The following is a 17,632-nucleotide window of genomic DNA, read 5'->3' as shown; positions in this document are numbered from 1 at the left end:
CGATGGAGGATCCCACGTGTACGCAATGGAGCGCCAGGAGGCGATCGAGCGACAGCTCGCCACCGACGGCCGTGTGAGCGTCGTCGAACTCGCCGACAGGTTCGAGGTCACGACCGAGACCGTCCGGCGCGATCTCGCCCAGCTCGAGCTGAGCGGAGCCCTGCGCCGCGTGCACGGCGGAGCGGTGAAGACCGAGCGCGCGAGCACGTCCGAACGGCCGCTCACCGAGCGACTCCAGCGTCACAGCGCCGCGAAGTCGGCGATCGGCGACCGGGCGCTCGACGCCCTCGGTGACGACTTCCGCGGGTCGGTGTTCCTCGACGCCGGCACGACGACCGCCGCGGTCGCCACCGCGCTCTCGCCCCGCCTGGGCGCGGGCGGGATCGAGGTCGTCACGCATGCGCTCACCCTGGCTCACGCGCTCGCGTCCGTCCCCAACGCTGCGTTGACCCTCATCGGCGGACGAGTACGCGGGCTCACCGCCGCTGCCGTCGGAGCCGACACGGTCCGCGCCATCGAGGGAATGCGAGCGGATGTCGCGTTCGTCGGCACCAACGGCGTCTCGGCCGGCTTCGGGCTGAGCACCCCCGACCCCGACGAGGCCGCTGTGAAGCGCGCGATCGTGACCTCGGCGCGGCGGGTCGTGGTCGTCGCCGACGCCGAGAAGCACGACCGGGAGCTCCTCGTGGGCTTCGCTCCGCTGTCGGCGATCGACGTGCTGGTCACCGACGCCACCCCCGGTCCGGAACTCGCCGCGGCGCTTGCCGACGCCGACGTGGAGGTGTGGATCGCATGATCGTGACCCTGACAGCCCACCCGTCGCTCGACCGGACCATCACGCTCGAGGGACCCCTGCGCCCGGGGGACGTGCAGGCGGCGACGAGCGCCCGCGAGGATGCCGGTGGCAAGGGCATCAACGTCTCCCGCGTGGTCGCGACCGCGGGCGTCGAGACGGTGGCGGTGCTGCCGCTCGCCGCGGGCGATCCGTTCGAGTCCGCCCTCGCCACCGCCGGCATCGCCACGCGCGTGGTGCCGGTGCAGGGGCACGCGCGGGCCAACGTCACGATCACCGATCCGGCCGGTGTCACCACGAAGCTCAACCTCCCGGGAGCGCGGTTGACTCCGGCGGATGCCGCGGACGTCGTCGCCGCGGTCGTCGAGGCGGCCCGCGGCGCCCGGTGGCTCGTCCTGGCCGGCTCGCTTCCGCCGGGCGCCCCGGACGATTTCTACGTGCGCGTGATCGAAGCCGTCCGCTCGGCGTGCGGGGACGCGGCGCCGCTCATCGCGGTCGACACCTCCGGTGCGGCGCTGGCGGCGGTGGTGGCGCGCGGACGCCCCGACCTGATCAAGCCGAACGACGACGAGCTCGGCGAGCTCGCCGGCACCACGCTCGCCGAGGGAGATCTCGCCGAGGCCGTCACGGCGCTCGCGCGTTCGCTGGTCCCCGCACGGGTCGCCGCCGCGCTCGTCACACTCGGCGCCGAGGGAGCCGTGCTCGTCACCGCCGACGGAGCGTGGGCCGCGCTTCCGCCCGCGGTCCGCGTCGTCAGCACCGTCGGCGCGGGGGACAGCTCGCTCGCGGGCTACCTGCTCGCCGACGAGTCCGGCGCCGAGCCCGAGGAGCGACTGCGCGGCGCGGTCCGCTACGGGGCGGCTGCGGCATCCCTCCCCGGCACCCAGGCACCCGCCCCCGCCGACCTTCCCACGGGCGACGTGCCCGTCACGTTCCGCGCACCCACCCCCGCCTGATCCTGCTATCACCCTCGACCCTGGAGGTCACCGTGTCCGACACCATCACCCCAGACCTCGTCAGTCTCGACGTCGGTCTCGGCGCCGACAAGGCAGCCGTCATCCGCTCGCTCGCGTCACGCGTGGTCGCGCAGGGACGCGCGACCGACGCCGAGGCGCTCTTCGCCGACGCGTGGGCGCGCGAGGAGAAGGACGAGACCGGACTTCCGGGCGGCATCGCGATCCCGCACGCGAAGAGCGCGGCGGTGACCCAGCCGTCCCTCGCGTTCGCCCGCCTCTCTCCGGGCGTCGACTTCGGAGCGCCCGACGGCCCCGCAGACCTGGTGTTTCTGATCGCCGCGCCCGAGGGTGCGGCGGAGGCTCACCTCGCGGTCCTGTCCAAGCTCGCCCGCAGCCTCATGCAGGACGACTTCACGAGCGGTCTGCGCGCCGCGGCGACCGACGACGAGGTCGTCGCCATCGTGCGCGCGGCGATCGGCGAGGGGGATGCCTCGGCGACGCCGGCGCCCGCAGCCGCGGCAGCCGCCGCCGCCCCGACGGCCGCAGCTCCGGCTGCCGACGCGCCCCGCGTCGACGGCCACCCCGTGCGCATCGTCGCGGTCACCTCGTGCGCCACCGGCATCGCACACACCTTCATGGCAGCCGACGCGCTCACGGCGGCCGGTGTCGTCAGCGGGGTGGAGCTCACCGTCGAGCCCCAGGGATCGAGCGGCTACAAGCCCCTGCCCCCGGAGGTCATCGCGGCAGCCGACGCCGTCATCTTCGCCACGGACGTCGATGTGCGTGAACTCGGCCGATTCGCCGGCAAGCCCGTCGTGCGCTCCGGCGTCAAGCGCGGCATCGAGCAGCCCAAGGAGCTCATCGCCGAGGCCGTCGCCGCCGCGAGCAACCCGAACGCCGCCCGCGTGACCGCCACGGCGACGGCGGGTGCCGCAGCCTCGACCGACAACCTCTCGTGGGGCGCACGCATCCAGCGGATCCTCCTCACGGGCGTGAGCTACATGATTCCGTTCGTCGCGGGCGGCGGCCTGCTCATCGCGTTGAGCTTCCTGCCGTTCCTGGGCGGGGTGAACGTCAACGCCGACGACCAGGCGTTCGACGTCGTCGTGCAGAACGCGCTGTGGGATCTTCCCGCCGGCGGCCTCGGGCAGTACCTCGGCTCGGTCCTGTTCGTGATCGGCGTGACATCCATGGGCTTCCTGGTGTCCGCGCTGGCGGGCTACATCGCCTTCGCGATCGCCGATCGACCGGGCCTCGCTCCCGGCTTCGTCGCGGGTGCCGTGGCTGTGCTCATGAACGCCGGCTTCATCGGCGGCATCGTGGGCGGTCTGCTCGCGGGCTTCACCGCGCTCGCGATCGCACGCCTGAGCGCGCCGCGCTGGCTGCGCGGGCTCATGCCCGTCGTGATCATCCCGCTCCTGGCATCGATCGTCGCCTCGGGTCTCATGATCCTGTTCCTCGGACGCCCGATCGCCAGCCTCATGGAGTGGCTGAACACGTGGCTCACCGACATGTCCACCACCTCCGGCATCATCGTGGTCGGCGTGATCCTGGGCCTCATGATGTGCTTCGACCTGGGCGGCCCGGTCAACAAGGTGGCGTACGCCTTCGCGGTCGCGGGCCTCGCTGCGGCCTCCGCCGAGAACCCCACTCCGTACCTGATCATGGCGGCTGTGATGACCGCCGGCATGGTGCCCCCGCTCGCGATGGCGTTCGCCTCGACCGTGCTCGCACGCCGCCTGTTCACTCCCGTGGAGAGGGAGAACGGCGTCGCGGCGTGGCTGCTGGGCGCGGCGTTCATCAGCGAGGGCGCGATTCCGTTCGCCGCCGCTGACCCCCTCCGGGTCATCCCCGCCTCGATGATCGGCGGAGCTGTCACGGGAGGGCTCAGCATGCTGTTCGGCGTGCAGTCGCTCGCCCCGCACGGCGGCCTCTTCGTCCTGTTCGCGATCAGCCCCGTCTGGGGATTCCTCGTGGCGCTGATCGCGGGAGTGCTGGTCTCGGGCTTCCTGGTGGTCGCGTTCAAGCGGTTCATCGCACCGAAGGAGCTGCAGGTCGCCGAGAACATCCCCGCCGTCGCGGTTCCGGCGTGATCGCTGGCGTCCGCCTCGCTCTTGCGGGAAGCTGACTCTCAGTCCTACGAAAGGAACGATCCCATGGCAGAACGTCAGGCCACCATCGCGAGCAGCTCCGGGCTGCACGCCCGCCCCGCGAAGCTGTTCGTGCAGGCGGTGCAGGAGAAGAGCATCCCGGTGACCATCGCCGTCGAGGGAGGCCCCGACCTCAATGCCGGCAGCATCCTCTCGCTCATGGGCCTCGGCGCCTCACATGGTACGGTCGTGACACTCAAGGCCGAAGGGGACGGCGCTGAGCAGGCCCTCGACGAACTCGTCGAACTGCTCGAGACCGATCTCGACGCGCAGTAGCGCTCGGACAAGACGGACGACGGATGCCGCGGATCGAAGCCGCGCGGCATCCGTCGTCTGTCTGTCCGGCGGAGCGGGCGAGGCTCAGAGGTCGGTCGATTCGCCCGCCTCGAGCAGCAGGAATTCGCCGCCGTCCTGCTCGGTCGCCCACCGCAGGCGCGCGCGTCCCATGTCCTTGCCGATGCGAGAGAGCGTCATGTCGTGCGTGCCGAAGGCCTGACGCGGCGCGACGGCGAGCACGAAATCCATCGCGTCGCCGATCTTCAGCCACGGTGCACCCACCGGCGCCGCGAGGAGGCGCACCGCGCGTCCCTTCGGGACGGCGTACGAGTCGCCCGGGTAGTAGAAGTCGCCGTTGACGAGCACGCCCACGTTGTCGATCACGGGGATCGTCTCGTGGATCACGGCATGCTGTCCGCCGAAGAACTCCAGGTGGAACGGGTCGAGTTCGACGGTGTCGCCGGGACGGACCACGGTCACGTCGTAGCCGGCCGCCGCACGCGCGACGCCCTCCGGCGCGTAGATCGGAGTGCCGGGGAATGCCCTCAGCAGGCGGTCCAGATGCTCCGGCGTCCAGTGGTCGGGATGCTCGTGGGTGAGGACGATGCCCACGACGCCCTCGAGGTCGGCGAGCGGCGCGGTCAGGGATCCCGGATCGATGACGAGGGTGCGTCCGGCCTCGAGAAGGGTCAGGGTGGCGTGCTCGAATTTGGTCACTCGCATGCCCCGAGTCAACTCGTGCGCCGCCGCTCGGGCAAGCGTCGAGGCCGTTCCCGGGTCGATTTGGAGAGGGGGTCGGCGCGTGGCATAATCGAACGGTTGCGAAAACGGCCCCATCGTATAGCGGCCTAGTACGCCGCCCTCTCACGGCGGTAACGCGGGTTCGAATCCCGCTGGGGTCACAACACCGAAAGAGCCCGGTCTTCGACCGGGCTCTTGTCGTTTCGCGGGCGGACGGTTACGGGGAATCGACGGCGTCCTGCGGAGCCGCGGCCGCGGCATCCGCTCGCCGACGGTCGCGTCGCCCGCGCACCCAGCGCACGATCGCCCACACGATCAGCCCGGCGACGGCGGCGACCGCGAGCCAGGGGAGCAGGAAGCCGAGCGCGATCACGATGCCGTTGAGCGTGGCGACGAGTCCGTTCCAGCCGGCGAGCACGCCGTCCGCGAACCCCGCGGGATCGGCCTCGACCGTCTCGACGACGGGCGTCAGCGTCACGGTGAGCGACGACATCGCCACCTGGCCCTCGAGGCTCTCCAGCTGCTGCTGGTAGGACTCCAGGAGTGCCTGCCGCTCGGACAGGGCCGCCTCGGCGGCGAGGAGGTCCGCTGTGGTCGTGGCCTCCGCCATGAGCTCGAGCAGCCGGTCGACGGAGGCCTCAGCCGCCTCGATGCGCGCGCGCAGATCGACCGTCTGCTCGGTGACGTCCTGCCGGTTGATCGTCGACGAGGTGACCGCGCCGAGGTCGGAGAGCTCGTCGACCACGTCCGGGAGGTCCTCCGACGGCACGCGCACGGTGATCCACGCGCCGCCGGGGTACGGGTAGGGGGCGGTGTCGTACGCGATCCCGGTGTCCGCGTCGACGGGCATCGACTCGCCGTCGGTGCCGATGCTCATCGCCTCGACGTACCCGCCGTGCGCGATCGCGGAGTTGCCGACCGTACGGGCGGCGACCGTCACGTCCTCGACGACGACGGTGGCCGAGGCGGTCGTGATGATCTCGCGCTCGCCCTGGCCGGGTTCCGTGAAGGTCGCGCCGCCGCTCTCGTCGGCCTTGCCGCCGCCGAGGTCCTCCTCGGACGTCACGGCACCGTCGGCCCCGTCGACCGCGCCGGAGTCGACCGGGGCGTCCGGGGCGATGCCGGGTTCGATCGCGGAGTCGCTGGTTCCGCCGCCGGGAGTGACGAGCGGGACGATCTGGGGCGCGATGATCGCGGCGACGACGATGACGGCCGCCGCGGCGCCTCCGGCCAGCCACAGCCTTCCGCGTCGTGCGCTGCGCGTGCGGCTCGCCGTGCGCTCGCGCGCGATGTCGGCGAACAGCTCCTGCTCGATCTCGTCGATGCGCCGTGCGCTGAGCTCGGGAAGCTCCGGCGGCGCGCCCGTGGGCTGCTGGGTGCTCATGTGCTCTCCTTCACAACGGTCCGCAGTCGCGTGCGGATGCGGGAGAGACGATTGCGGACGACCCCGTGCGCGACGCCGAGCTCGTCGGCGGCGGCCTGGTAGGCGTACCCCTCGGCGGCGCAGAGCCGGAAGATGTCGCGGTCGAGGGGGCTGAGCCCCGCGACCTCCTGCAGGATGCGGTCGGCCAGGTCGGCTCCGATCACCTGCTCCTCGACATCGACCGTGGCGGGGAGGGTGTCGTCGGCGGCGGCCGCGGTGTGCTCGCGGTCGCGCTTCTGCCGGCGGATGCGGTTGGCCGCCTGGAACCGGCACACGGTCGCGAGCCACGGCAGCAGGGAGTCGCCTGCCAGCTCGAGCCCGGCAAGCTTCCGCCACGCGACCAGGAAGGTCTCCTGCGTCACGTCCTCGGCGTCCGCCGCGTTCCCCACCAGTCCGTGTGCGAGCCAGTAGACGGGGCGCACATAAGCGCGGTACAGCGTGCGGAAGGCATGTTCGCTCCCGCTCGCCGCCTGCGCCACGAGCGCGGCGTCGTCCCGCTCGGTCTCCTGCATTCCCGTCCTCCGGCCCGCGCCGGCGCCCCCGGTGAGGCGTCGTCGCGGAGCCCCATTGTCTCTCACGGTATGAGTGTCGCCGAGGGCCGGATCGTCTCAGTTCGGCGGCTGCGGCATCCGCCGGCCTGTATCCTGGTCGGGCGAGGGGGAGTATCCCGACAGCGCGCATCCGTCATCACGGGTCCCGACAGTGCGACCCCGGGTGCGCGACGCGGCCGGAAGGCCGTGGGGAGAGACTCTCGACGTCCGTCGACCCCCACCTGCATCTTCGAAAGGCCCTCCATGGACCTCGAGCTTCCCCTGTGGTTCGAAATCGGATCCCTCGTGATCCTGACGCTCATCCTCTTGGCCGACCTCCTGCTCATCCTGAAGCGTCCGCACATCCCGTCCACCCGGGAGTCGACTCTCTGGGTGGTCTTCTACGTCACCCTCGCCCTGATCTTCGCCGGGCTGATGTGGGTGTTCGCCGGCCCCGAGTACGCGGGCCAGTTCGTCGCGGGCTGGCTCACCGAGTACAGCCTGTCGATCGACAACCTCTTCGTCTTCGTCCTGATCATGAGCCAGTTCGCCGTGCCGCGCCGCTATCAGCAGGAGGTGCTGATGGTGGGCATCATCATCGCCCTCGTGCTGCGCGGGCTCTTCATCCTCGCCGGCGCCGCGATCATCGAGCAGTTCAGCTGGGTGTTCTACATCTTCGGTGCGTTCCTGGTGTGGACGGCGTGGCGGCAGGCGTTCCCCGGCGGCGACCACGACGAGGACGTCAAGCAGGAGAACTTCGTGGTGCGGATGCTGCGCCGCTTCATCGACATCAGCGACCACTACGACGGCGCGAAGCTTCGCACCGTCGTCGACGGCAAGAAGCTCTGGACGCCGATGATCATCGTCTTCGCGGCGATCGGCGTCACCGACCTGCTCTTCGCGATCGACTCGATCCCGGCCATCTTCGGCATCACCACGAGTCCGTTCATCGTGTTCACGGCGAACATCTTCGCCCTCATGGGACTGCGCCAGCTGTACTTCCTGCTCGGCGACCTGCTCGACCGGCTGCGCTACCTGCACTACGGCATCGCGTTCATCCTCGCCTTCATCGGCGTCAAGCTCGTCTTCCACGCGATGCACGTCAACGAGCTGCCGTTCATCAACGGCGGGGAGCCGATCGAGTGGGCGCCCGAGATCTCGACGTGGATGTCGCTCGGCGTCATCATCGTGTCGATGGCCGTCGCGACGATCGCGAGCCTCATCGCGTCCGCGAAGGACAAGCGCGCCGGAGAGACGGATGCCGCGGCCGCCGTCGCCGCCGTGGAGGCTCCTGCGGGCACCGAGGCGGCCGCCCGCGCGGCGACGATCGTCGCGGAGGAGAAGGGCACGCTCCCCACGGGCGACACCCCGCAGGGCGACGAACACCGCTGAGCGCACCTGGCACCTCGGGCCCCCGCCGGGTCGCACGACTCGAGCGGGGCCCGAGTCGCGTCCAGCCGGTGGTAGCCTGGCGACGTGCGGATCGCTCGCCTTCTCCTTAGCGGCCGCGACGAGTCCTAGTCTCAGGCCTCCCTCGTCGCGGAGTTCGTCGCGGGCCCCATCCCCCAGGGCAGAGTCCCCCCGAGGAGAACAGACACATGAGCACTTCCGACGCCTCCGTCATCCCCGATCGTCCGCGCACCCTCGCCGAGAAGGTGTGGGACGACCACCTCGTCGTCAAGGGCGAGGACGGCCAGCCCGACCTCATCTACATCGACCTCCACCTCCTGCACGAGGTGACCAGCCCGCAGGCGTTCGACGGCCTGCGCGCCGAGGGTCGCCCCGTCCGCCGTCTCGATCTCTCGATCGCCACGGAGGATCACAACACCCCCACGCTCGACATCGACAAGCCGATCGCCGACCTGACCAGCCGCACCCAGATCGAGACCCTGCGCCGCAACGCCGCGGAGTTCGGCGTTCGCCTGCACTCGCTCGGCGACAAGGAGCAGGGGATCGTCCATGTCGTCGGCCCGCAGCTGGGCCTCACGATGCCGGGCATCACCGTGGTGTGCGGCGACAGCCACACCTCGACTCATGGCGCCTTCGGGGCGATGGCCTTCGGGATCGGGACGAGCGAGGTCGAGCACGTGCTGGCCACGCAGACGCTTCCGCTGAAGCCGTTCAAGACCATGGCGATCACCGTCGAGGGCGACCTCAGGCCCGGTGTCACGGCCAAGGACATCGTGCTCGCGATCATCGCGAAGATCGGTGCCAACGGCGGGCAGGGCTACGTCCTGGAGTTCCGCGGAAGCGCCATCCGCGCCCTCTCGATGGAGGGTCGCATGACGATCTGCAACATGTCGATCGAGGCGGGCGCACGCGCCGGAATGGTCGCCCCCGACGAGACGACCTTCGCCTACGTCGAGGGCCGCGATCATGCCCCCACGGGCCAGGACTGGGAGGATGCCGTCGCCTACTGGCGCACCCTGCCCAGCGACGAGGGCGCGGTCTACGACGCCGAGGTCTTCCTCGACGCGAACGAGCTCGAGCCGTTCGTGACCTGGGGCACCAACCCCGGACAGGGCGTGTCGCTCTCGGGCGTCGTGCCCACGCCGTCCGAGATCGCCGACGCCAACGAGCGGGCCGCCGCCGAGCGCGCGATCGAGTACATGGATCTGCAGCCGGGCACGCCGCTCAAGGCCGTTCCCGTCGACGCGGTCTTCATGGGGTCGTGCACCAACAGCCGCATCGAGGACCTGCGCGCGTTCGCATCGGTCATCAAAGGCCGCACGAAGGCCGAGGGTGTGCGGGTGATGGTCGTCCCGGGTTCCGCCCGCGTGCGGCTGGAGGCCGAGGCCGAGGGTCTGGACAAGGTGTTCATCGAGTTCGGCGCCGAGTGGCGGTTCGCCGGCTGCTCGATGTGCCTGGGCATGAACCCCGACCAGCTGGCCCCGGGGGAGCGCTGCGCGTCCACGAGCAACCGCAACTTCGAAGGACGCCAGGGCAAGGGCGGGCGCACGCACCTCGTGTCGCCGCTCGTCGCGGCCGCGACCGCGGTGCGCGGAACCCTTTCCAGCCCCGGCGACCTCGAACCGGTCGCGGCAGATGCGCCGGTCGGCGCGGGAGCGGAGGCCTGACATGGAGAAATTCGCCACGCACACCGGGATCGTCGCACCGCTCAAGCGCTCGGCCGTCGACACCGACCAGATCATCCCCGCGGTCTACCTCAAGCGGGTGACCAAGACCGGATTCGAGGACGCGCTGTTCGCCACCTGGCGTCAGGACCCCGACTTCGTCCTGAATCAGCCCGCATACAGCGGTGCGAGCATCCTCGTCGCCGGCCCCGACTTCGGGACCGGCTCCAGCCGCGAGCACGCGGTGTGGGCGCTGCGGGACTTCGGATTCCAGGTCGTGCTCAGCCCCCGGTTCGCCGACATCTTCCGTGGCAACGCGGGCAAGCAGGGACTGGTCACCGGCGTTATCGCCGAAGCCGATCTCGAGGCGATCTGGGCGGCCGTCGAGGCCGATCCCGGCATCCGGATGACCGTCGATCTCGAGGCGCGACGTGCGACGATCGGAGATCTCGAGGTCGCTTTCGACATCGACGATTACACTAGGTGGCGGCTTCTCGAAGGGCTCGACGACATCGGGCTCACGCTGCGCAACGAAGACAAGATCGCGCAGTTCGAGGCTCGCCGCGAGGCATGGCGGCCGCGGACGCTTCCCGTTCCGTAAGCCAGGACGACGCCCCACCCGGGCATTCGATCCGCCCCTGCCGCCCCTCGAAGACACAAGTGAGGTCCACCGGATGAAGTCCGCTCTCAGCGTTACGCCGAGCACCCAGGCAGCAGAGAAGGAGCCAGCCGGCGAAGTGCTCGCCATCCGCGGCGGTCGTCCGCTGACGGGCCGGGTCGAGGTCAAGGGTGCGAAGAACCTCGTCACGAAGGCGATGGTGGCGGCGCTGCTGGGTGAGACCACGAGCACGCTGCGCGACGTACCCGACATCAGCGATGTGCAGGTCGTCCGCTCGCTCCTCGAGGTGCACGGCGTGCGCGTCATCGACGGCGACGAGGAAGGCACGATCCACCTCGACCCGAGCGGCGCCGTCTCGGCGCACTTCGAGGAGATCGACGCCCATGCCGGCGCATCGCGCATCCCGATCCTGTTCTGCGGCCCACTTCTGCACCTCCTCGGCGAGGCGCTGATCCCCGACCTCGGCGGCTGCCGGATCGGCGACCGCCCGATCAACTTCCACATGGACGCGCTGCGCGCGTTCGGCGCGATCGTCGACAAGAGCTACGAGGGCATCCGCATCACGGCGCCCGACGGGCTCCACGGTGCGAACATCGACCTGCCGTACCCGAGCGTGGGCGCCACCGAGCAGGTGCTGCTGACGGCGGTCAAGGCCAGGGGCACGACCGAGCTGCGCAACGCGGCGATCGAGCCCGAGATCATGGACCTCATCGCGGTGCTGCAGAAGATGGGCGCGATCATCTCGTACGAGCCCAATCGCGTCATCCTCATCGAGGGCGTCGACGAGCTGCGCGGCTACGACCACCGCGCGATCTTCGACCGGAACGAGGCGGCGTCGTGGGCGTGCGCGGCTCTCGCGACCGACGGCGACATCTTCGTCGGCGGCGCGAAGCAGCAGGAGATGCTGACTTTCCTCAACGTCTTCCGCAAGGCGGGCGGCTGGTTCGACGTGCATGAGGACGGCATCCAGTTCCGTCGCGGCGGCCCGCTCAAGCCGGTCGTCGTCGAGACGGACGTGCACCCCGGCTTCATGACCGACTGGCAGCAGCCGCTCATCGTCGCCCTCACGCAGGCCGAGGGCCGTTCCACCGTGCACGAGACCGTGTACGAGAACCGCCTCGGATTCACCAGCGCGCTCAACCAGATGGGCGCCGACATCGTCGTGCACCCGCACGGCATCGAGGCGTCGGACCGCCGCGTCCCCCGGCGCGCGCTCGAGCAGGCCGCCGTCATCACGGGCCCGACTCCGCTGCACTCCGCCGATGTCGAAGTGCCCGACCTGCGCGGCGGCTACAGCTACGTCATCGCGGCCTTGGCGGCCCAGGGGGAGTCGACCGTGCGAAACGTCGGCATCATCCGGCGCGGCTACGAGAAGTTCCTCACCAAGCTCGACACGCTCGGCGCCGACTTCGACGTCATCGGCTGACCCGTGGCGACCGACCGACTGCGTGCTTCGAAGGAGAAGTCGCGGCCCAGCATCTTCTGGCCGCTCGCCGCGATCGTGGTTCCCTTGGCGAGCCTCCTCTTCAAGCTCGAGATCCGCGACGGGCACAAGCTCCCGCGCGAGGGCGCGTATGTTCTCGCCCCGAATCATGCGAGCGAGATCGATCCCATCGTGGTGGCCCTCGCGGTGTGGCGACTGGGCCGCGCGCCCCGTTTCATGGCGAAGGAGAGCCTGTTCCGCGTGCCGGTGCTCGGCTGGGTGCTGCGGGTGACCGGCATGGTGCCGGTCTCGCGCTCCACCTCGGCGACAGCCGCACGTGCGACGCTCGAGGCGTCCGAGACCCTCGTGCGTCACGGACGCGGCGTGATCGTCTATCCCGAGGGCTCGCTCACCCGCGAGCCCGACCTGTGGCCGATGCGGGGCAAGACCGGAGCGGTCCGGCTCGCGCTCGCGGGCGGCATCCCGCTCATCCCGATGGCGCAGTGGGGTGCCCAGCAGGTGCTCCCGCGGTACGGGAAGCTCAAGCTCTGGCCCCTCCGCCGCCGTGTGAGCGTCATCGTGGGCGACCCGGTCGACCTCTCCGCGTTCGCGCAGAACGAGTCGCAGCCCTCCGCACTGATCGCCGCGACCGATATCGTGATGGCCGACGTCTCCGGCCTCCTGTCGGAGCTGCGGGGCGAGCCTGCGCCGGCCGAGCGCTGGAACCCGTCCGACCACGGCCAGAAGGAGACGGGTCGCCTTGAGTCGTAGACAGGATGCCGCTCGCCCGCGCGTCGCCGTCATCGGCGCGGGCAGTTGGGGAACCACGTTCGGGAAGATCCTCGCCGACGGCGGCGCCAACGTGACCATGTGGGCGCGCCGTGCCGAGCTTGCCAGCGAGATCCACGAGGCCAAGCGCAACAGCGAGTACCTCCCGGGCATCAACCTGCCGCGCAGCATGTCCGCGACGCATCACCTCTCCGAGGCGCTCGAGGGCGCGGAGCAGGTGTACCTGTCGATCCCGAGCCAGGCCGTGCGTCAGAACCTCAAAGCCGTGCGTCCGCTCGTCGCGCGCAGCGATGTGCCGATCGTGTCGCTCATGAAGGGCGTCGAGCGCCGCACCGGGCTGCGCATGAGCCAGGTCATCGAGCAGGAGCTCCACTGCGACCCGGCCCGCATCGCCGTCGCGTCCGGGCCGAACCTCGCACTGGAGATCGCCCGCGAGCAGCCGACGGCCGCCGTGATCTCGTCCACGAGTCAGGAGACCGCCGACGCGGTGGCGCGCCGAGCGCGCAACGACTACTTCCGCACGTTCGTCAACACCGACGTCATCGGCACCGAGTTCGGCGGCGTCCTGAAGAACCTCATCGCGGTCGCCATCGGCATCGTCGACGGCGTCGGCTACGGCGAGAACACGAAGGCGTCCATCATCACCCGAGGCCTCGTCGAGATGACGGACTTCGCGGTCGCCTTCGGCGCTCAGCCCGAGACGCTGCAGGGTCTGGCGGGCCTGGGCGACCTCATCGCGACGTGCCAGTCGCCGCTCAGCCGCAACAACACCGCCGGACGCCTCCTCGGCCAGGGCTATCGCTTCGACGACGTCGTCAAGCAGATGAACCAGACGGCGGAGGGGCTGGCCTCGGTCGCCCCCATTCTTCAGCTCGCTCGCGAGGTCGGCGTCGACATGCCGATCGTCGAGCAGGTGAAGATGGTGCTCGACGGAACCATGAACCCGCGCGACATCGCGCCGCATCTCACGACAGACGACGACACTCCGAAGGGCGAGAGGACGCAGAATGGACAGGCCGGCGGTGGCGGTGCTCTTTGGCGGTCGATCCAGCGAGCACTCGATCAGTTCCGCGACGGCGGGCGGGGTGCTGCGGGCGATCGACCGTGATCGCTATCGGGTGATCCCGGTCGGCATCACCCGTGACGGCGTCTTCGTGCTCGAGGACGACGATCCCGACAAGTTCGCCCTCGACGCCGAGCGTCTGCCCGAGGTCCTCGACAACGGCACGCGCGTGCTCTGGCCCGAGGTCGGCGACCGCGAACTGCGTGTGCGCCGCGCCGACGGCACGGTCGACGAGCTGGGCACGCTGGACGTCGTCCTGCCGATCCTGCACGGTGTGCACGGCGAGGACGGCACGATCCAGGGCTTCTTCGACACGCTCGAGATCCCGTATGCGGGCGGCGGTGTGCTGGACTCGGCGCTGTGCATGGACAAGCACTTCATGAAGATCGTGCTCGAGTCCGCCGGCGTACCGGTCGCTCCGTGGGTGACGGTGACGCGGCGGCGCTGGGAGAGCGACCCGGACGGCGTGCGGGCGGATGCCACGGCCCTGGGAGAGCCCACCTTCGTCAAGCCCGCGCGGGCCGGATCCAGCGTCGGGGTCTCGAAGGTGCATGACGCGTCCGAGTTCGCGGCCGCGCTGGAGGTCGCGTTCGCCGAGGACGACAAGGTGCTCATCGAGTCGGCGATCGTCGGCCGCGAGGTGGAGGTGGCGATCCTCGAGGGGCGCGACGGCGGTCCGTCGCGCGCGTCGCTGCCCGGTGAGATCGTGCTCACGACCCGCGAGTTCTACGACTTCGAAGGCAAGTACCTGGGCGGCGACGGCGCGGACGTCGTGTGCCCGGCGGACCTGACGGATGCCGAGATCGCGCAGATCCAGGAGCTCGGCGTGCGCGCGTTCGACGCCGTGGACGGCCGTGGCCTCGCGCGGGTGGACTTCTTCCTCACGACGGACGGGCTCTACGTCAACGAGCTCAACACGATGCCGGGGTTCACCCCGATCTCGATGTTCCCGAAGTGCTGGATCGCGTCCGGCCTGTCGTATCCCGATCTGATCGCGGAGCTCATCGACACGGCGCTCGAGCGCGTCTAGAGGTCAGTCCGAGGTGTCGGCGTCCTCGCGGGCGAGGCACGTCGCGCCGTCGGTCGGCAGCCGCGACACGAGCAGCGAGATGCCGTCGAGCACGTCGGCGCTCGAGACGACGTCGTTGTCGAGGTAGACCTCGACCGCCGGCACGCGGCCGTAGCTGGTGACGCGATACTTCGGCGCATCGGACTCGTCGATGACCCAGTCCACGCCGTTCACCGTCTGACAGGGAAGAGTCGTCGGCCCGATCGGCTCGACCCCGCACGTGAAGAGCACGGCGGCCGGGTCTCCCCAGGCTCCCGTCGCCTGCGCATCGGTCCAGCGCCGCGACTCTCCGGCCAGGTTGCCGGGGAGCAGGGAGGTCACGTCGGCGCAGGCCGGGTCGTTCGCGTCGGCCGCCGGGTCCATCGACACGGTGCTGGAGCATCCGGTCATGCCGATCGCGGCGACGAGGGCGAGGGCCGCGAGGGCGGCGCGGGTCGGTCGGGGCACCCCTCCAGGCTAACCCGCGCGACGGTGCGTCGACCTCGCGGCGGTAGCGTGGACCCGTGAGCGCGCAGCATCCGGATCCCGTGATCGCCGACCTCTCCGAAGGGGCGATCCTGCGGCGGATCCTCGAGCAGCTCGCGGCTTCGCGCGCCGAGGTGGGTCCCGGCGACGACGCAGCGGTGCTGGCCGCGCCCGACGGACGCGTGGTCGCGACGGTGGACACGCTCGTGCACGGTCCGGACTTCCGGCTGGCCTGGTCGAGCGCGTTCGATCTCGGCTGGAAGGGGGCCGCCGTGAACCTCGCCGACGTGGCGGCGATGGGCGCGCGCCCGACGGCGCTGCTCGTCGCGCTGGCGATGCCCGAGGCGACCCGCCTGTCGTTTGTGGAGGGACTCGCCGCCGGACTGCGTGCGGCATGCGACGCATTGGCACCGGGTTGCGCGGTCGAGGGCGGAGACCTCACCGTGTCGGACACGCTCACGATCGCCGTGACCGCGCTGGGGTCGCTCGAGGGCCGTCCCGCCGTGCGGCGCTCCGGCGCCCGGCCGGGCGATGTCGTCGCCGTCGCCGGGGACCTGGGCCGCGCGGCGCGGGGTCTGGGCATCCTGTTCTCTCGATTCACGGATGCCGCGGGCGCGCCGGTGCCCGTCGACGAATCCCTTCTCGATCCCACCGAGCTCGCCGATCTCGCCGTGCAGCTGCGCCCGTCGCCACCGCTCGCGCTCGGGCCCGTCGCGGCCGACGCCGGTGCGACGGCGATGATGGATGTCTCGGACGGTCTCGTGCTCGATGCGTCCCGGCTGGCCGCGGCATCCGGGGTCTGCGTCGCCATCGACTCGGCGAGCCTCGGGCCGGATCCCGCATCGGCGCTGACGGGCGGGGAGGATCACGCGCTGCTCGCGACGTTCCCCGCCGACCTCCCCGAGGGCTTCCGCCGGATCGGGCGGGTGGTGGAGCGCGGAGCGCACCCCGTGCTCGTCGACGGCCGCCCGCACGACGGCCGCGGCGGCTGGGACCCCTACCGCGATTGGGACGCCGGCACCGGCTGACTCAGGCGTCCTCGGCTTCGTCTTCGTCCTCGTTCTGGCCCTCGTCCGTGGCGGCGGACGACCACCACAGCGTGGTGTCGCCGTACTTCTTGGAGCGGTCGGCGACGAGCTCGGCGGGCAGCGTGGGCTCGGGGGAGCGCGATGCGCGCTCGACGACGACGATCGCGCCCGGTCGGAGCGAGGACGCCACGAGTTCGAGTGCCGTGGTGAGCTCGGCTTCGGGGAGTTCGTAGGGCGGGTCGATGAAGACCACGTCGAAGGGTCCGCGCGGGACCTGCAGGTACGCCGACACCGACGAACGATGGACCGTGATCGGGGCATCGCGTGCGATCGCCTTGCTCACCTTCGCGGCGTTGCGCTGGATGACGGATGCCGCCCGCGACGCCTGCTCGACGAGATCGGCGCGTGCCGCTCCGCGACTGACCGCCTCGAGCGCCAGCGCTCCCGAGCCGGCGTACAGGTCGAGTACAGCGGCACCTCGGAGCGCGTCGGCTGATTCCAGTGCGCCGAACAGGGACTCGCGCACACGGTCGCTCGTGGGTCTCGTGCCCGCATCGGGCACCTCAAGGGTGAGCGAGCCGGCCCGGCCGGCGATGATGCGGGTCACACGCCCACGATAGCCGGGCGCTTCAGGGAGCGATCGACGAAGGGTTCTCTTCGCGGAGGCGGGGTTCGGTGCGCCGCTCCGGGCGCAGGCCCGACTTGTCGGCGTAGAACGCACGGATGACGTCCATGTCGGCGGAGACATCGCCGGTCAGCTCGATCGTCGGGCCGAGGCCGGTGGTCATCGTGGTGCGGTCGACGTAGCCGAGCGTGACGCCCAGGCCCGCCTCGCGGGCGATGCGATAGAAGCCGGACTTCCAGTAGGCACCGGCTCCGCGTGTGCCCTCGGGCGTCACGACGAGTCCGAACGACTCGCCCGCGCGCATGCGCTCGACGACGTCCGAGACCACGCGGGAGGGATCGGAGCGGTCGACAGGGATGCCTCCCAGCCGGTGCATGATCGGCCCGCGCCAGCCGCGGAACAGGCTCGACTTGCCGAGCCAGCGCACGGGGATGCCGAGGCGCCACGCGATGCCGAGCATGAGGACGAAGTCCCAGTTGGAGGTGTGGGGCACGCCGAGAAGGACGGTGGGACGGGCCGGCGCCGGCTCGGACTTCAGAGTCCACCGACTGCAGGCCCAGTAGACGCGCGAGAGGAATCGCCGGAGCATGCGAGCAACCGTACGCCAC

The 17,632-nt window shown here is 70.7% G+C and carries 18 protein-coding genes and 1 tRNA gene; 13 read left to right on the top strand and 6 right to left on the bottom strand.

Translation table 11 applies throughout. From position 1 onward, the window contains the following. Positions 1-16: 16 nt before the first annotated feature. The 4 genes from ASD93_RS07320 (at position 17) to ASD93_RS07305 (ending at position 4,175) form a co-directional block, all read left to right on the top strand. Positions 17-796, top strand: coding sequence for a DeoR/GlpR family DNA-binding transcription regulator (locus ASD93_RS07320; protein WP_056120801.1), 780 nt, complete (start codon positions 17-19; stop codon positions 794-796). Further along, the gene (gene pfkB, locus ASD93_RS07315) at positions 793-1,749 is read left to right on the top strand and encodes a 1-phosphofructokinase (protein WP_056120798.1); all 957 of its coding nucleotides are present in this window, start codon (positions 793-795) and stop codon (positions 1,747-1,749) included. Before ASD93_RS07320 ends, pfkB begins: the two co-directional genes overlap by 4 nt. Positions 1,750-1,781: 32 nt before the next feature. Continuing rightward, a complete protein-coding gene (locus ASD93_RS07310; RefSeq protein ID WP_056120794.1) occupies positions 1,782-3,842 on the top strand; it encodes a fructose-specific PTS transporter subunit EIIC in 2,061 nt (686 codons plus the stop codon). Positions 3,843-3,905: 63 nt separating this feature from the next. Next, entirely contained in the window at positions 3,906-4,175 is a 270-nt protein-coding gene (locus tag ASD93_RS07305) for an HPr family phosphocarrier protein (protein ID WP_056120792.1), read from the top strand. Positions 4,176-4,259: 84 nt separating this feature from the next. On the opposite strand, the gene ASD93_RS07300 is transcribed toward ASD93_RS07305, so the two are convergent. Then, on the bottom strand, positions 4,260-4,898 hold the full coding sequence (locus ASD93_RS07300) for an MBL fold metallo-hydrolase (RefSeq protein ID WP_056120790.1): 639 nt from the start codon (positions 4,896-4,898) through the stop codon (positions 4,260-4,262). Positions 4,899-5,004: 106 nt separating this feature from the next. On the opposite strand from ASD93_RS07300, the gene ASD93_RS07295 reads away from it, so the two are divergent. Beyond that, positions 5,005-5,077 (top strand) — tRNA-Glu (locus ASD93_RS07295). A gap of 56 nt (positions 5,078-5,133) precedes the next feature. Here the strand turns inward: ASD93_RS07295 and ASD93_RS07290 are convergent. Next, positions 5,134-6,300 (bottom strand): DUF4349 domain-containing protein, encoded by a 1,167-nt coding sequence (locus ASD93_RS07290; RefSeq protein ID WP_056120788.1) that lies wholly within the window; start codon positions 6,298-6,300, stop codon positions 5,134-5,136. Next, a complete protein-coding gene (locus ASD93_RS07285) occupies positions 6,297-6,851 on the bottom strand; it encodes an RNA polymerase sigma factor (RefSeq protein WP_056120785.1) in 555 nt (184 codons plus the stop codon). The genes ASD93_RS07290 and ASD93_RS07285 overlap by 4 nt, the downstream gene beginning before the upstream one ends. A 282-nt stretch (positions 6,852-7,133) precedes the next feature. On the opposite strand from ASD93_RS07285, the gene ASD93_RS07280 reads away from it, so the two are divergent. From ASD93_RS07280 to ASD93_RS07250, 7 genes are all read left to right on the top strand, one after another. Continuing rightward, complete coding sequence (locus tag ASD93_RS07280) at positions 7,134-8,261, top strand: TerC family protein (RefSeq protein WP_056120784.1); 1,128 nt, start codon at positions 7,134-7,136, stop codon at positions 8,259-8,261. A 206-nt stretch (positions 8,262-8,467) separates the two neighbouring features. Beyond that, entirely contained in the window at positions 8,468-9,946 is a 1,479-nt protein-coding gene (gene leuC, locus ASD93_RS07275; protein WP_056120779.1) for a 3-isopropylmalate dehydratase large subunit, read from the top strand. Position 9,947: 1 nt separating this feature from the next. Then, positions 9,948-10,544 carry a 3-isopropylmalate dehydratase small subunit gene (leuD, locus tag ASD93_RS07270; RefSeq protein ID WP_056120775.1) on the top strand — a complete coding sequence of 199 codons (597 nt, stop codon included), beginning with the start codon at positions 9,948-9,950 and terminating at the stop codon, positions 10,542-10,544. 73 nt (positions 10,545-10,617) lie between these two features. Then, the gene (murA, locus tag ASD93_RS07265; protein WP_056120773.1) at positions 10,618-11,988 is read left to right on the top strand and encodes a UDP-N-acetylglucosamine 1-carboxyvinyltransferase; all 1,371 of its coding nucleotides are present in this window, start codon (positions 10,618-10,620) and stop codon (positions 11,986-11,988) included. A gap of 3 nt (positions 11,989-11,991) precedes the next feature. After that, positions 11,992-12,756: a lysophospholipid acyltransferase family protein gene (locus ASD93_RS07260; protein ID WP_056120768.1), complete on the top strand. Its 765-nt coding sequence runs from the start codon at positions 11,992-11,994 to the stop codon at positions 12,754-12,756. Then, on the top strand, positions 12,746-13,882 hold the full coding sequence (locus tag ASD93_RS07255) for an NAD(P)H-dependent glycerol-3-phosphate dehydrogenase (protein ID WP_056120765.1): 1,137 nt from the start codon (positions 12,746-12,748) through the stop codon (positions 13,880-13,882). Before ASD93_RS07260 ends, ASD93_RS07255 begins: the two co-directional genes overlap by 11 nt. Next, positions 13,782-14,867 carry a D-alanine--D-alanine ligase family protein gene (locus ASD93_RS07250; RefSeq protein ID WP_056120762.1) on the top strand — a complete coding sequence of 362 codons (1,086 nt, stop codon included), beginning with the start codon at positions 13,782-13,784 and terminating at the stop codon, positions 14,865-14,867. Before ASD93_RS07255 ends, ASD93_RS07250 begins: the two co-directional genes overlap by 101 nt. A gap of 3 nt (positions 14,868-14,870) precedes the next feature. On the opposite strand, the gene ASD93_RS07245 is transcribed toward ASD93_RS07250, so the two are convergent. Beyond that, on the bottom strand, positions 14,871-15,353 hold the full coding sequence (locus ASD93_RS07245; protein WP_056120759.1) for a DUF3515 family protein: 483 nt from the start codon (positions 15,351-15,353) through the stop codon (positions 14,871-14,873). A gap of 56 nt (positions 15,354-15,409) precedes the next feature. On the opposite strand from ASD93_RS07245, the gene thiL reads away from it, so the two are divergent. Then, complete coding sequence (thiL, locus tag ASD93_RS07240) at positions 15,410-16,399, top strand: thiamine-phosphate kinase (protein ID WP_056120755.1); 990 nt, start codon at positions 15,410-15,412, stop codon at positions 16,397-16,399. A gap of 1 nt (position 16,400) precedes the next feature. Here the strand turns inward: thiL and rsmD are convergent, their stop codons facing one another. Continuing rightward, complete coding sequence (rsmD, locus tag ASD93_RS07235; RefSeq protein ID WP_056120752.1) at positions 16,401-17,006, bottom strand: 16S rRNA (guanine(966)-N(2))-methyltransferase RsmD; 606 nt, start codon at positions 17,004-17,006, stop codon at positions 16,401-16,403. A 22-nt stretch (positions 17,007-17,028) separates the two neighbouring features. Then, the gene (locus ASD93_RS07230; RefSeq protein WP_056120749.1) at positions 17,029-17,613 is read right to left on the bottom strand and encodes a 1-acyl-sn-glycerol-3-phosphate acyltransferase; all 585 of its coding nucleotides are present in this window, start codon (positions 17,611-17,613) and stop codon (positions 17,029-17,031) included. Between the last annotated feature and the right edge of the window lie 19 nt (positions 17,614-17,632).

The sequence above is a fragment of the Microbacterium sp. Root180 genome, from assembly GCF_001428485.1.
Classification (GTDB): Bacteria; Actinomycetota; Actinomycetes; order Actinomycetales; family Microbacteriaceae; genus Microbacterium.
This window is presented reverse-complemented; position numbering and strand designations above follow the sequence as displayed.